Here is a 14,293-nt window from a genome sequence, read left to right on the forward strand (position 1 = left end):
CCGGCCCTATTTCCTTCCGTAGCCTTGATATTTCAGCGAAAGATCACTTACGGAGCTCGGCTCCGAACGCCGATTCCAATGCCTTCACGACACGCGCATGCGTTTCTGTGACTTCTTCGTCCTGAAGCGTGCGCTCGGGATGACGATACACCAGCGCCAGAGCGATGCTCTTTTTGCCTTCGCCCAGACGTTCTCCCGTGTAAACATCGAAAACGCGGATGGATTCCAGCAGCTCCGCCGCCGTTTCCGCCGCCAGCCGTTCGAGATCGCCTACCGGAACAGCCGTGTCCACGACGAGCGCCATATCGCGCCCTACCGACGGGTAGCGGGGAAGTATGCGGTAGTCCACTTCAAAATCGGCATGCTGGAGAAGCGGATCAAGCTCGGCTTCCAGCACGTAGGTATCTTCGAGATCCCGCTTCTTCTGAAGCGTCGGATGCAGCTGCCCCATGTATCCGATGGACCGGCGCTCTCCTTCCGGAGTGAGCAGGAATAGCTCCGCCGTGCGTCCCGGGTGGAAGCCTTCTTTTTGTGCGGACCTAAACTCGATGTTTACGCCCAGGTAAGAAAGGACCCGTTCCAGCACGCCCTTCAAATCGTAGAAGTCGGCTTTGCGGGCTTTTTGCCCCCAGTGAGCGCCGCTCCAGTTTCCGGTCATCGCGATGCTCAGCAGACGCTTTTCCTGCGGCTGTGCGGTCAAGGCCGTCTCCTTGGACAGGAATACCGTACCCGTTTCGAAAATCGCGACATCGTCGTTGTTCCGGTTGCGGTTATAGCTCACCACCTCAAGCAGATGAGGCACAAGCGACGTGCGCAGGGCGCTGCGGTCCTCACTCATCGGCATCGCAAGCGGGATCGGCGCGTATTCCGGATAAAGGCCCGGATAATCTGCGGCATTTTCCCGCTGTCCCAGCGTGTACGTGATCACTTCGTGCAGACCGCTTCCCGCAAGCAGACGGCGGATGGTCCGGCGCAGGGACTGTTCGCGCGTCAAAGAGCCGGGGGTCGTTACGCCGGTCATCAGCGTCGTCGGGATGTTGTCGTAGCCGTACAGACGCGCGACCTCTTCGATGAGATCAACGTCTCGGGTGATATCCCCGCGACGGCCCGGCACGTGAACGATGAGAGAGTCTTCTTCAAGCAGTCCGTATTCGAGACCGAGACGGTCGAAAATTTCTTTTACCTGCTGCAGCGAAAGATCCGTTCCAAGGTACGTATTGACACGTTCCAGCTTCAACGGAATCTTGACGCCGGAGAAGGTTTGAACGGTCTCCTGCACAATGCCTTGGGCGACCTGGCCTCCGGCGCAAAGCACAAGGAGAGCCGCCGCACGGTCAAGTGCAGGAATGACCGCTTCCGGGTTGACTTCCTTCTCGAAACGGAGGCTCGCCTCCGAACGCAGACCGAGCTGGCGGGACGTTTTACGGACAGACGGGCCGGCAAACCGTGCCGACTCCAGCAAAATCGAAGTGGTGCTTTCCGTCACTTCGGAATTGGCGCCACCCATAACGCCCGCAATCGCGATAGGTTTGAGGGCGTCGGTTATGAGCAGCATGTGCGGCTCCAGCGTGCGCTCCACATCGTCCAGGGTAACCAGCTTCTCCCCTTCCTTCGCAAGGCGGACCTCGATTTTGCCGCCCGCGACCTGATCCGCGTCAAACGCGTGCAGCGGCTGGCCGTATTCCAGCATCACGTAATTCGTCACGTCTACGATGTTATTGATGGGACGGATGCCCGCCGCCATCAGGCGGTTCTGGAGCCAGAGCGGAGACGTGCCGACGCGGACGCCCTCAATGAGGCGCGCCGCGTAATGCGTGCACTGTTCGGGAGCGGCGATCGAAACGGAGATTTTGTCTTCCGCTTTGACGGCACTGAAATCCACATTAACGTTGCGCCCTTCTTCCGGCAGCTTCACCGGACGTCCGAGAATGGCCCCGATTTCATACGCGGTGCCGATCATGCTCAGGCAGTCCGAACGGTTCGGCGTCAGCTCGAGTTCCAGGACATTGTCGCTTAGAGCCAGCACGTCCACGATCGGCTTTCCGATTTCGGTATTTTCCGGAAGAACCAGGATACCTTCCTGAATTTCCTTCGGCAGCAGTTTATCGTTCATGCCCAGCTCTTTGGCGGAGCAGATCATGCCCTGGGATTCCACGCCGCGAAGCTTGGCGCGCTTGATTTTGAAATCTCCGGGAAGTACGGCGCCGATAACGGCAACCGGGACCTTTTGTCCGGCATCCACATTTTTGGCTCCGCAGACGATCTGCAGGTCTTCACCCGTTCCGACATCGACCGTACAAACGTTAAGTTTGTCCGCATCGGGATGTTTCGTCTTCGATTTGACAAAGCCGACGACAACGCCCGACACGCCTTTGTTCAGCGATTCGACAATGTCGACTTCGATACCGCTCCGTGTCATTTTATCTGCAAGGTCTTCAGCCGTGAAGCCCTGTACATCTACATATTCCGACAGCCATTGATAAGATACTTTCATCGTCTTCTCCTCCTTCTCTCCGGTTTATAGGTGGACGAACTGCTTCAGGAAGCGCAGGTCGTTCGTATAGAAATTACGGATATCCTCTACCCCGTATTTAAGCATCGCTACGCGCTCGGGCCCCATGCCGAAGGCGAACCCGCTGTATTCGTTCGGATCGTACCCGGACATTTCGAGCACTTTCGGGTGAACCATGCCGGAACCCAGAATTTCGATCCAGCCGGTTTGCTTGCAGGTCCGGCAGCCTACGCCGCCGCACATCATGCAGGACACGTCGACTTCCGCGCTCGGCTCGGTGAACGGGAAGAAGCTCGGACGCAGGCGGATTTGAGTCTGCGGGCCGTACAGCTCGCGCACGAACTGCAGCAGCGTTCCTTTCAGATCGCTCATCCGGATGTTCTTGTCGATGACAAGCCCCTCGATTTGCGTGAACTGGTGGGAGTGCGTCGCATCGTCGTCATCGCGCCGGTACACTTTACCCGGAGAAATGATTTTGACCGGCACGGCTCCTTTGCGGCCTTCCATCGTCCGGACCTGAACAGGGGACGTATGCGTGCGGAGCAGGAGCTCCTCGGTGATGTAGAACGAATCCTGCATATCGCGCGCCGGGTGGTCCTTCGGCAGATTCAACGCTTCGAAGTTATAGTAATCGCGCTCCACTTCCGGCCCTTCCACGACGGTGAATCCCATCCCGATGAAAATGTCCTGGATCTCTTCGACGATCTTGTTCAGCGGATGAACGGCTCCCTGTACGGACGGACGGCCCGGCAGCGAAACGTCGATCGTTTCGGCGCGGAGGCGGTTTTCCGTCTCCTGGCGGTCGTATTCTTCCTGCTTCGCCGCGATCACTTCTTCGATCGCACCGCGGACGTCATTGGCCACCTGGCCGATAACGGGGCGCTCCTCCGCGCTTAACGCGCCCATGCCGCGCAAAATTTCGGTCAGCGGCCCTTTTTTGCCCAAATACTTGATTCTGAGCTCATTCAGCTCCTGCTGGCTGCCGACGGCGGCCAATTCCTGCAGCGCTTGTACTTTTAACGCTTCCAAACGTTCTCTCATGTGTAATCCCTCCTTTAGATCTGGCAACCCTTGACGGTTTCCGGACAACAAAAAAAGCTTCTCCGCCCGGTAAGGGACGAAAAAGCCGTGGTACCACCCTTGTTAGACCGCCTGCTGCGCAAAATGCCTTCCCGGAAGGTCATTTGCCTCTGACGTGTCTCACTCTTCGAAATAACGGTTCGTAGCCGGTACTCTCTACTGACTGGCCGCAGGCCACGGTTCAAGAGACTGCTCGGGAGCGAACTTCGGCAGCCTGGTTCCACGGGGACGCTCTCAATCTCCGGCGTCTCCTCCCTGTCAGGAAGCACTGCGTACTTTTCTCCTTCATTGCACTTGCTATGGAATTGATGCTGCGTTTAACTATGCCACCTATTATATGAAAATCGGCGCGGCGTTGCAAGCCCATTCAATGCCCGCTTCCCTTGCAAAAAAAAAAAGAACATACGGCGGTTACGTAAGAAGCTTGAGTCCTACGGCCGCCGAAATAATCATGGCGATAAACAGGATGCGGCGCCAGTCTTTGGACTCGCCGAACATAAACATGCCCAGCAGTGTGCCTCCGCATGTGCCGATTCCCGTCCACACCGCGTAAGCCGTGCCCATCGGGATGGATTCCATGGCAAAGGACAGCAGCGAAAAGCTGATGCCGAAGCCGAAGAAAAGCAGCGCGTAAGCCCAAATCGTCTTCTTCTGCGCGATTTTGTTCATGGCGAGTACGCCGAAAATTTCCGAACATCCCGCCAATATCAGTGCGGCCCATGCCATCAGGAATTCGCTCCTTTCGCCGGTTCTTCCGGTTCTTTCGTCGTGATTTTAAGCCCGACCACACCGCCGAGCAGAATCAGGATAAAGACAATCTTCAGCCAGCTGATCGGCTCTCCGAACACGATCGTTTCCGTAAGGACCGTTCCCGCCGTGCCGATCCCCGTAAATACCGCGTACACCGTTCCTACGGGCAGACGGCTTGTCGCCATCAGCAGCACCCAGAAGCTGAGCAGGATCGCGGCTACGGTCAATATCCAGGTAAACGCGTCATGCGCATGTTTCAGACCCGAAACCCAGCCGATTTCCAGCAGTCCCGCCGCCAGTACATATAACCAGTTCCGATTCATAATCGAATTGTGCCTCCTTCTTTCCCCGTATGCTTATGAAGGCTCATGAATGGGAGATTCCCCGCCAGTAGACGTCCCACGAAGCCTCCAGCCTTTTATTATAGCTTTCGGCCGTACCGTACAGCAGTTCCACAATCACCCCGTCCATCAGACAAAGAAAGGCGGCCGCTGCTTTGTCCGGGTCCACGCCGATAGCGGCGCGGTCCGCGGTAAACACGGACGTAAGCCGTTCCTCCATCCGGGACAAGTACGTATAAGAAAGATCTATCGTTTCCCTGTACAACGAAGACGGCGGAAAGTACATCATCCGGATCCAGAATTTCGTCGAACCGTTATGCTCGTACTTGCTGCGCGTATGGGATAAAAGCTTATACAGCTTGCAGTCCAGCGCTTCGCCGCCGGCTTCCAGATGCGAAGCTGCAAATTCCAGCTCGCCTCGGGACGCATCCTGCAGCAGACTGAGAAACAATTCCTCTTTGCCTTTAAAGTGTGCGTAGATGGAAGGCGTTTTAATCCCTACGGCTTCCGCGATATTCGCCATGGAGGTGCCTTCGTAGCCTTGGGCGGCAAACAAATCGAGTGCGGCCGCTTTGATCCGCTCGGGGGTATTCATGAGCCTCATTCTCCTAACTAACATTAGTTAGGTATAGTATGTCACATTTTCGCTTTCGGATCAAGCGGCATTTTGACTTTGCCTTCATTTTCCCTTTAAATGAAAGAGAATATACCGTACGGATTCCGGATCCGACACGGTCAAATACGCACGCGGGAGGTTGAAAAGATGAAATACCGCACACTCGGCAAAACGGGATTAAAAGTGTCCGTGATCGGCGTCGGCACATGGCAGTTCGGCGGCGAATGGGGACAGGATTTTACGCAGGACGAAGTGGACGCTGTCCTGGATAAGGCAAAGGAGCTCGGGATCAACCTCATCGATACGGCGGAATGCTACGGCGATCATTTGTCGGAATCGTTTATCGGCGATTATTTGAGCCGCCGGGGCCGTGAAGGCTGGGTCGTGGCGACCAAGTTCGGCCACCATTACCATGACCGGTTTAAACGGGACGAGCGTTTTTCGGCGGAAGATATGATCGGGCAGCTGGACGCCTCTCTGAAAGCGTTGGGATTAGACTACGTCGACTTGTACCAGTTCCATTCGGGAACGGATTCCGTGTTCGACAACGACGCCCTGTGGACGGCGCTGGACAAACAGAAGCAGGCGGGCAAAATTCTTCACATCGGCACTTCCATCGCGAAGAACGACAACCTTCATCAGGTAGCCGCCTCCACGCAGGTCGGCTCGGAAGCGATTCAGGTCGTGTACAACCGTCTCGACCGCGCTCCGGAAGAGAGCGTGTTCCAGTCGTGCCTGCAGCAGAACCTCGGCGTACTTGCCCGCGTTCCCCTCGCCAGCGGCTATCTCAGCGGCAAGTACAAGCCGGGCGCCACTTTCGCCGCCACGGACACGCGCCACCGGCACGACCCCGCCGAGACACAGCGCAAGCTCGAGGAGGTACAGCGCATCCGCGAGCACGAAGTGCCGGAAGCGATGGACATGGCGACGTGGGCCCTCGCGTGGTGCTTGAAGCATGACGCGGTCAGCGCCGTCATCCCGGGCTGCAAAAACGTCGCTCAAGTCGAAAGCAACGCGAAAGCGGCGCAGTATCTGAGCGACAACCACCCGCAAGCATGGACGGAAGAAGCGGAAGCTTCCGGCGCATGATTGCACACGCAAAAAGCCTATCCGGATTTTTAACGGATAGGCTTTTTTGCGTTGCCGTGCGGCTGCCCGGCTACCCTTGCGGCATGGCTGGGCGCCCTACGGAGCCTTGCGGTACGGCATAGGTACACTGCCGCACTGGCCCGTCAACGTCCGAAATAATCAATCCGCATCGCTTCCCGCACTTCCCGCATCGTTTCGCGACCGATGCCGCGCGCTTTGGCTGTGCCGGATTGGAGAATTTCGTCCACTTCGGCAGGCTTCGCCCCGTAATAAGCCCTGCGCTCCCGCATCGGCTCCAGCAGGACGTGCAACCCTTCCGCCAGCTTCTCTTTGCAAGCGGAACAGCCTATGCTTCCCCGCTCGCAGCTTTCCTTTATTTCCGGGGCATCCTCGGCCCGAAACGCTTCGTGGTAGGAGAAGACCGGGCAAATCCCGGGATGTCCCGGATCGTCTTTGCGGATTCTGGAAGGATCCGTTTTGGCCCGCTTCAGCTTATCCGCTATCTCTTCCGCAGAGGCATCGAGTTGTATGCCGTTACCCAGGCTCTTGCTCATTTTGCCGTTCCCGTCCAGGCCGATCAGGCGCGGCGTATGACCGACCAGCGCCCGGGGTTCTTCGAACACCGGCCGGTAGAGCGAGTTGAATCTGCGGACGATTTTGCGGGTCTGCTCGATATGAGGAACCTGGTCGTCGCCCACCGGGACTAGCGTTGCCTTGCAGAACGTGATGTCCGCCGCCTGGCTGACCGGATAACCAAGGAAGCCGTAGTACAAATCGTCGTACCCCCGCTGCTCCGCCTCGCTTTTGGTCGTCGGGTTATGCCTCAGCGAGCTGACGGTGACGAACATCGAGTAAAACACCGTCAGTTCGGCGATTTCCGGAATGAGCGACTGCACGCAGAGCACTGCCTTCTCCGGATCGATTCCGGCCGCCAAGTAGTCCAGCGCGACAAGCCGCAGATGTTTTCTTACCAGATCCGGGTCCTCAAAATGAGTCGTCAACGCCTGCACATCCGCCAGCAGCAGAAACGTTTCCATCTGATGCTGCAACTCCACCCGCTTTTTCAAACTTCCGGCGTAATGACCGAGGTGCAGCTTCCCGGTGATGCGGTCTCCCGTTAATATTCGTTCCATATTCGTTGCTCCTTTGAGTGTTGGTTTTAATGTTTTTGCGCAAATGGTTCCGCACTGCTTCCGTCCTGCTTTCCGGACGCCACCACCAACCGTCTTCCACGGCCATCACCCCCTTTATGTGAAATAAAATGTTTTCGAAGATTAAGGCCCGAAACGTAAACCGGACAACAAAAAAACTCCGTCCTTAAAAAAGGACGAAGTTTCTCTTCGCGGTACCACCTTTGTTCGTTTGCCTGGACAAACGCGCTCTAACGTACGGAAAGCGGGCTGCTTTCGATACGGGGTCCAAGGATAACGGCCGGACCGGATGCCGCCGGCTCCTACTTGCCCGCAAAGGGGTTCGGACCGGCACTCGGAAGCCCATTCGGCGTCTGCCTGACACTGATTCTCACCTGCCATCAGCTCTCTGAAGTCCTGCCTGACGCTTACTCTTCTTCTTCATCGTGATCGATATGCTTTCGGCTTGCTTTCCATCAGTTTATCAGGCGGTGTCGAGGAAGGCAATTGTTTGCGCCGGAATTGTTTACCTGGTTTCGTTTGCGGGTTATAAGTCTTAACGAAGAACATTCAGATTGGGGGAGAGTCTCTTGAAAACAAAACTCGGCCTGCTTGCCGCCGTTTCGTGTCTGGCCTTGACCGCATGCGGCGACTATAAGGAGCAAGCATCCCCGCTCAAACAGGGCGGCGCCGCAGACCGGTCCTCCGCCGCCAAAGCCCCGCGTTATGCCGCGCCTCCCGCTCAGGAATACTCCAAAGAAGATACCGTTCAAATCGGGGATGCGAAAATTAAAGTAAGCAAAGTGGAAAAATTTACGGAGCAGGGTCCCGAGACACCTAACCTGCCGGACGGCGAATTTGTCGTGGTCACGCTGAATATCGAAAATTCCGGCACCAAAGAGCTCGCATACAACCCCTACAGCTTTGAAATGGCCAACAGCCGGGGAATGACCAGCGACAAAGTCCTTGCTTCCTTCTCGGGGGAAACCGGCCTCAAATACGGCGAACTGGCTCCGGGCGGCACAGTTTCGGGCACTCTGGTGTTCGAGCAGCCCAAGGGCGATCCCAGGCTCCAGCTTCTTCACAAAGAAAATGCGGGGCCGGACAAAGCGGTAAAAATCAATCTGCAATAAATTTGCGATAAAAGCCCGAAAAAGAAAATGCCCTGTCCCGGCGCCGGAACAGGGCATTCAATTTTTTCAGGAACGGCTATATCCCGTTTTCCGCAAGTCTGTCCTTCGTAAGCATCTCTTGCGCAGGAGGGACTCTTCAAGTCACCCGGGCCCGGCCTTCAGATGAACCTGGCCCTTATAGCGCTCCGTTCCCGCCTGTACAGTCTTCGGTTTTCTAGAATTTCGCCCCTGCCTGCTTTTCTACCGCGTCTTTGAGCATCATGTACACATCGCCGTCGCTTAACTTCTCTTTATTGGCGATGATGCCGAGGGTCGCTTTGCTGAGCAGCCCGCCGCTTTCCAGCGCGGCCTGCGCTTCCGAGGCTTCTACCTTCAGCCCCGCGGCCAGCGCGATCGTGTAGCTCGCCTGCTGCAGAGTCAGCGTTTTCTTCGCAGGCTCCTCCACCCCTTTTACGGCGGCGGAAGGATCTCCCGGGAAAGAAGCGGCAAACATCCGTCTTACGCTGTTCATCTGGTTGACTATCCGCTGCGCGTTCGACGGATTATCCAGCTCCTTAAAGCCCACGTTGGCATAAGAGCCGTAAGCGATGCCCATAGATACCGCCGCCTTCAGGCCGGGATACGCCTTATGCTTCATAAACGCCGCTTCGTCCAGCTTGTAAGGCTTGAGGTCCATCCCCTGGTCGTTCAGCCGCTTCTGCAGCTCGGCGATCAGGGATTTGGATTCCGCCATGGCGCGGAAGGTCGCACCCTTCTCCGCGGCCAGCTTGGCCGCCGCTCCTGCCGCTTCGCCCTCGGCCATGCCGACGGGGATGACGCGGGCGCTGCCGTGTGCCAGCGTGTCGTAGCTGGCACTCCGGCCGACGACGAGAAGGCCGTCTACGTTCTGCGGTACGATGCTGCGGAACGGAACCGCGTACTTCGTCGGATGAACGACGACCGCGCCGTTATCGTTAGGCGACGTTCTTTGGATATCCGCCGGATAAGATCCGAAGGCGATCCGGTCCCACTGGTCGCGGTTTTCCAGCAAATCCACGACGCTGAGCCTGTACAGCCCCTCCATGTGGCGGGTTTCACGCACATACAGCTCGGGAGCGATGCTGTCCAGCTCGACGTTCTTAAATTCATCGAACGTCTTCAAATATTTGACGACATTCGGAATTTCCTTGGCGGCGATCTCCAGCCCTTCCTGCTGGGATTTCGCATTCAAGCCGTCGATATTGAAAATATGGAGCGCATTGATCAGCACCGTACCGTCAAGCTGTCTGCCGATATTGAGTCCGCGCATCTTCATCCGTTCTTTATTCAGCGGCACATAGCCCGCCATCTCTTTGCCGTATCCCCAAGCGGACATTTTGTCCAGGCCCGTATCCTTATCATTGTCGCCGTTCAGCCTTTTGGCGACCTTGCTCCACACATCGTCCGTGACATTTTTGAGCCGGAATACGGCCGTGACGGCCATCCGGGCTTTTTTATCCCCGATATCTTCCCGTCCGATCGTAAAAGCCACTCCCGCAGCCGCGGCGAAATCCGCATCCTGGGTCGCGTCGATCACGGTTTTGGTGCCGATGGTCTGTTTCGTCCCATCTTGTTTAGTCACGGTGATTCCGGTTACGGTTTGAGCGGTTCCTTCTTGCTTAAGAACCGGCTCCACGCTGTAGCCGTCCATCGAGACGTCGATATTTTTCTCATCCTGCACCAGCTTGTTGAACGCGTTGGCCGCCGTCGTTACGTCAAAGGAATGCCCTTCGATTTTCTCGTACCATTCTTTGAAAATGCCCTGGTTGAAATACTCCGGCTCTGTGCCGGGCAGAGTCGACACGGTTTTGTCCCAGTTCATGTCGATGCTGTTCAGCCAGCCTTCCGTCATAAGACCGCCCAGAACCGTACGCTTGCGGGGTTCGATCAGCAGGGTCTTCAGCCCGCTGCGGGACGCGGACACGGCCGCGCTGACGCCTTCGGGGTCCGTGCCGACCACAACAATGTCATAGCTGTCTTGCAGCTTGTCGGCCGATACGACTTTGGTCAGCTCCTGCTTGGCCGGAAGCGGTCCCCCGACAGCGGCCTTCCACTTGGAGGAATAATAATACCAGCCCCCTCCGGCACCCACCAGAAGAACTAGAACAAGAACGAGTAAAAGACTTTTTTTACCTGTAAAAAGTGAACGCAACATTTTGCACCTCGTAAATTTCATTTTCATTTTCATTTCATTCGTTTGCATGTTTCGTTTCTTTATTCAACCGGCTTCAAAACCGCGGCCCTCTGTGTACGCCTGCCCTTCCACCACATAATCGCACGCCGGCCCAGGACACAATCCAGAATGATGATCAAGGGCATCATCGTGACGTTGTAGCGGTAATCCGCCACGAAGCCGAGACGGATCAGGCTCATCGTGATAATCACGAGAGCCAGCAGCGTGACGGTCTCCCTCCAGCGCCTCAGTGCGGCCAGAACGGCTATGGCGCCGGACAGCGCAAGCGTGCGGTGAAGCAGGTTCGCGTTAAGCGGAATTACCGCATAATACGGCTCATGGCCGCCGCCGCGGTATACGCTCTGGTATACGTACTGCATTTTTCCGATCGTATACCACTTGATAAACAGCCCCGGCTGCGTCGTGAAACCGGCTTTCAACCGGGCTATGGCCAGCTCTTTCTCCGTTTTGCCCGCAGGATCGACCAGACTCTCGTCGTTAAACGTATTGTACGGATACGTTCCCGCCCTGAACGGATTTTCCTGGGTCGCCGTCGCGACCCATTGATGCAGCGTAACCGCATTGCGAATCCACCAGGGCGCAAGCAGCAGCACAACGGCCGCGGCGGAGCAGGCAAACTGCCGGATCGTCCGCTTTCTCGCTTCTTTGTCCCGCAGCCACTGGAACGCGAAAGCCACGGCAATCAGCGGCAGAAATTCGGGGCGTACAAGCACGGTCAGACCGAGCCAGATTCCCGCGGCCGCAGCCCGTCCGTAAGAAGGCGTTTCGAAAACCCGGATCTGAGCAAGCAGATATCCCATCAAGAGGAAAATGGCCAGCACCTCGGTCAGAATGGCCCCGTTGGCCCAGACGAACGGCGGATATACGGCCGCGATCAGAAGCGCAATGAGTGCCGTCAGCTCGCCGGAAAACCTTCTCGCAATCCGGTAGACGAACCCCAAAGCGCCCAGACTCAGCAGCGCCTGTATGTACCGGACCCAGGGAAGCGGGTCGTGCTCCTTATAATCCGCCATCTCATATACTGCCGCCAAAAAAAGCGGATAACCGGGGGTCACGAGCGCGTTCGGGGTCTCGCCGTTATAGGCGTATACTCCCGTCTCCAGCAGTTGTCTGACCATCGTATCGTAATTCAGCGAGTCGTGGGGCATCTCGTGGTCGACCGAACGGAGAAAATCGATCCTCACATATGCCGCCAGCAGAAAAATTACCGCCAATGCGCCCCATACCCATTTTTTACGGTTCATGATTCCGCTCCTTTCGGCGTTCTCGTGATTTCTAGTATACAAGAGAGATTTTAAGGTTCGGTTTAGGACCGCTTACCGTCCGCTTAAAGCATTCTTAAGAAAACTTAAGGATTTCCCTGCCGATAGAAAAAAAAGAAGGCCGCTAATGATCGGCCTTCCTTAGCTGTCTGTTCCCGGTTGTCCTGAAGGCTGCAGAGGAAGCCGCGTTTCGAAAACCGTCTGCTTCCGGTGGCTGCGCGCCGCTATTTCGCCGCCGTGCATTTCGATGATGCTCTTGGCGATAGCCAGCCCCAGGCCGGTTCCGCCCGTACGGGACGATCTTGACTTCTCCGCCCGGTAAAACCGTTCGAAGATATACGGCAGGTCTGATTCCGGAATGGGCTCTCCGTAATTGACAATCTCCACGACAGCCTCCTGCCCGCTGCGGCTGATTTTGATATCGACAACCTTGCCTTCGCTGCCGTACCGGATCGCATTGGAGATCAGATTTTCGTAGGCTCGGACCAACTGCCTGCCGTCCGCCCGGATATAAAGCGTGTCGTCCTCCGCAGTCACCCGGCACGTCATGTCCGCTTTCGTTAAAATCGGGACGAACTCCTCCGCCAGCTGCTTCAGAAAGCCGTAGATGTTCACTTTCTTCATTTCAAGCTCGATGCCTTCGCCGGGCAGCGACGTATATTCGAACAAGTAGTCGATGAGCTTGTTCAAATTTTTCGTTTTCTCAAAAGCGATGCGCGTATAATATCTTAACTCGACTTCATCCTTGTACCGATCCGTCTCAATCAGTTCCAGATAGCCCAAAATCGACGTCAGAGGGGTACGGAGATCGTGCGAAACGCCCGTGATCAGCTCGTTTTTCGTCCGTTCCGCTTTTCTTTCCTCTTCGATAGACTTTTTCAGCTTCCGGGTCATGACGTTGATCGTTTCCGCAACCTCGCCAAGCTCGTCGGAAGAACGGGCCACGATTTCATAGTCGAGATTGCCTTTCGCGATTTCCTGCACGCCCTGTGTGATCTCTTCCAAATACCCGATAATCTTGCGGCTGAAAATAAAAAAATAAACAAGAAACAGCCCGCCCCCGACCACGACTATCACGGGCGTAGAGCCGATGTTGTTGACGACCCAGCGGAGGGGTCCCGAGTAATAGCTGAGACCGATGATCGATTTCACTATCCGATAGGCGAGAAGCACGGTTCCCGCAGCGAACACAATGCTGAGAATAAAGACGAAAATAAACTGCCAGCGCACGGTGTGGATAAATTTGTTTTTCAAGTTTGTTCACTCCAGTCTTGCCCCTGAGAGCCGAACTTATTCGATGGTGTAGCCGATTCCCCAGACCGTTTTGATCATTTGCGGACGGCTCGGGTCCTTTTCGATTTTTTCACGGATTTTGCGGATATGAACCATGACGGTATTGTTCGATTCAAAAAAAGGCTCGTCCCATACGGCTTCGTAAATTTGCTCCATGCTCAGCACTTGTCCCCTGTTCCGGGCCAGTACATGAAGAATGGCAAACTCTCTGGGCGTCAGTCTGACCTCGCTGCCCTCCACATATACTTTATGGGTTCCCAGATTAATGAGCAGGTCTTCGATGAGAATTTCATTCTCGTTTTTGGCCTGGTGGCCGTTGAGCTGCCGGTACCTGCGGAGCTGCGATTTGACCCGTGCCAGCATTTCCAGCGGACTGAACGGTTTGATCACATAATCGTCGGCCCCTATGCTCAGCCCCGTGATTTTGTCGATCTCCTGACTTTTGGCCGACAGCATGATGATCGGCATATGCTTTTCTTCCCGTATTTTCATGCAGGCCTCGATCCCGTCCATCCGGGGCATCATGACGTCGAGAATGATGAGATCGACTTCATTTTCGTTCAAAAGCTCGAGAGCCTCGGCACCGTCGGAAGCTTTCAACAGCCGGTAGCCTTCATTTTTCAAATAAATTTCGAGAAGATTGGTGATTTCGGTTTCGTCGTCGACAAGCAGGATCGTTCCCCCGTACATAACAGTACCTCCAACACGGCTAACGGTTTGACCAACCGCCCGTTTTCTGTCTTTATCCATAATGATACCATATCCTATTTTGTGGAATTTCTTAAACTATTTTAAGATAAGCGTCTGCAGCACAGTAAAAAAACCCCGCCCGGAGGACGGAGTTTTCGCTTGGCGCTGCCGGAGCTTCGCCAGTC

At 55.8% G+C, this 14,293-nt stretch carries 12 protein-coding genes and 1 other annotated feature; of the genes, 2 read left to right on the forward strand and 10 right to left on the reverse strand.

The window, feature by feature from the left end:
- Positions 1-43: 43 nt before the first annotated feature.
- From pheT to AC58P5_RS13515, 5 genes are all read right to left on the reverse strand, one after another.
- Entirely contained in the window at positions 44-2,494 is a 2,451-nt protein-coding gene (gene pheT / locus AC58P5_RS13495; RefSeq protein ID WP_497387202.1) for a phenylalanine--tRNA ligase subunit beta, read from the reverse strand.
- A 24-nt stretch (positions 2,495-2,518) separates the two neighbouring features.
- Positions 2,519-3,553, reverse strand: a complete 1,035-nt coding sequence (gene pheS / locus AC58P5_RS13500) for a phenylalanine--tRNA ligase subunit alpha (RefSeq protein WP_497387204.1) — start codon at positions 3,551-3,553, stop codon at positions 2,519-2,521.
- A gap of 450 nt (positions 3,554-4,003) precedes the next feature.
- Positions 4,004-4,318: a DMT family transporter gene (locus AC58P5_RS13505; protein WP_369994109.1), complete on the reverse strand. Its 315-nt coding sequence runs from the start codon at positions 4,316-4,318 to the stop codon at positions 4,004-4,006.
- Positions 4,318-4,665 (reverse strand): DMT family transporter, encoded by a 348-nt coding sequence (locus tag AC58P5_RS13510; RefSeq protein ID WP_497387206.1) that lies wholly within the window; start codon positions 4,663-4,665, stop codon positions 4,318-4,320. Before AC58P5_RS13510 ends, AC58P5_RS13505 begins: the two co-directional genes overlap by 1 nt.
- Positions 4,666-4,708: 43 nt before the next feature.
- Entirely contained in the window at positions 4,709-5,278 is a 570-nt protein-coding gene (locus AC58P5_RS13515; protein WP_497387208.1) for a TetR/AcrR family transcriptional regulator, read from the reverse strand.
- Positions 5,279-5,446: 168 nt separating this feature from the next.
- Between AC58P5_RS13515 and AC58P5_RS13520 the strand changes: the two genes are divergently transcribed.
- Positions 5,447-6,388 (forward strand): aldo/keto reductase, encoded by a 942-nt coding sequence (locus tag AC58P5_RS13520; RefSeq protein ID WP_497387210.1) that lies wholly within the window; start codon positions 5,447-5,449, stop codon positions 6,386-6,388.
- 143 nt (positions 6,389-6,531) lie between these two features.
- Here AC58P5_RS13520 and trpS read toward each other — a convergent pair whose 3' ends face one another.
- Entirely contained in the window at positions 6,532-7,521 is a 990-nt protein-coding gene (gene trpS, locus AC58P5_RS13525; RefSeq protein ID WP_497387212.1) for a tryptophan--tRNA ligase, read from the reverse strand.
- 187 nt (positions 7,522-7,708) lie between these two features.
- Positions 7,709-7,972: a binding site (T-box leader), on the reverse strand.
- Between the two features lie 136 nt (positions 7,973-8,108).
- Between trpS and AC58P5_RS13530 the strand changes: the two genes are divergently transcribed.
- Entirely contained in the window at positions 8,109-8,651 is a 543-nt protein-coding gene (locus AC58P5_RS13530; RefSeq protein ID WP_497387213.1) for a DUF4352 domain-containing protein, read from the forward strand.
- Positions 8,652-8,865: 214 nt separating this feature from the next.
- Here AC58P5_RS13530 and AC58P5_RS13535 read toward each other — a convergent pair whose 3' ends face one another.
- The 4 genes from AC58P5_RS13535 to AC58P5_RS13550 form a co-directional block, all read right to left on the reverse strand.
- Positions 8,866-10,824, reverse strand: coding sequence for an FAD-dependent oxidoreductase (locus tag AC58P5_RS13535; protein WP_497387215.1), 1,959 nt, complete (start codon positions 10,822-10,824; stop codon positions 8,866-8,868).
- Positions 10,825-10,883: 59 nt separating this feature from the next.
- A complete protein-coding gene (locus AC58P5_RS13540; RefSeq protein ID WP_497387217.1) occupies positions 10,884-12,107 on the reverse strand; it encodes an ArnT family glycosyltransferase in 1,224 nt (407 codons plus the stop codon).
- 159 nt (positions 12,108-12,266) lie between these two features.
- Positions 12,267-13,379 (reverse strand): sensor histidine kinase, encoded by a 1,113-nt coding sequence (locus AC58P5_RS13545; RefSeq protein ID WP_497387219.1) that lies wholly within the window; start codon positions 13,377-13,379, stop codon positions 12,267-12,269.
- Positions 13,380-13,415: 36 nt separating this feature from the next.
- A complete protein-coding gene (locus tag AC58P5_RS13550) occupies positions 13,416-14,108 on the reverse strand; it encodes a response regulator transcription factor (RefSeq protein WP_497387221.1) in 693 nt (230 codons plus the stop codon).
- Positions 14,109-14,293: the final 185 nt, after the last annotated feature.

Source organism: Paenibacillus sp. JT31N7, assembly GCF_059692095.1.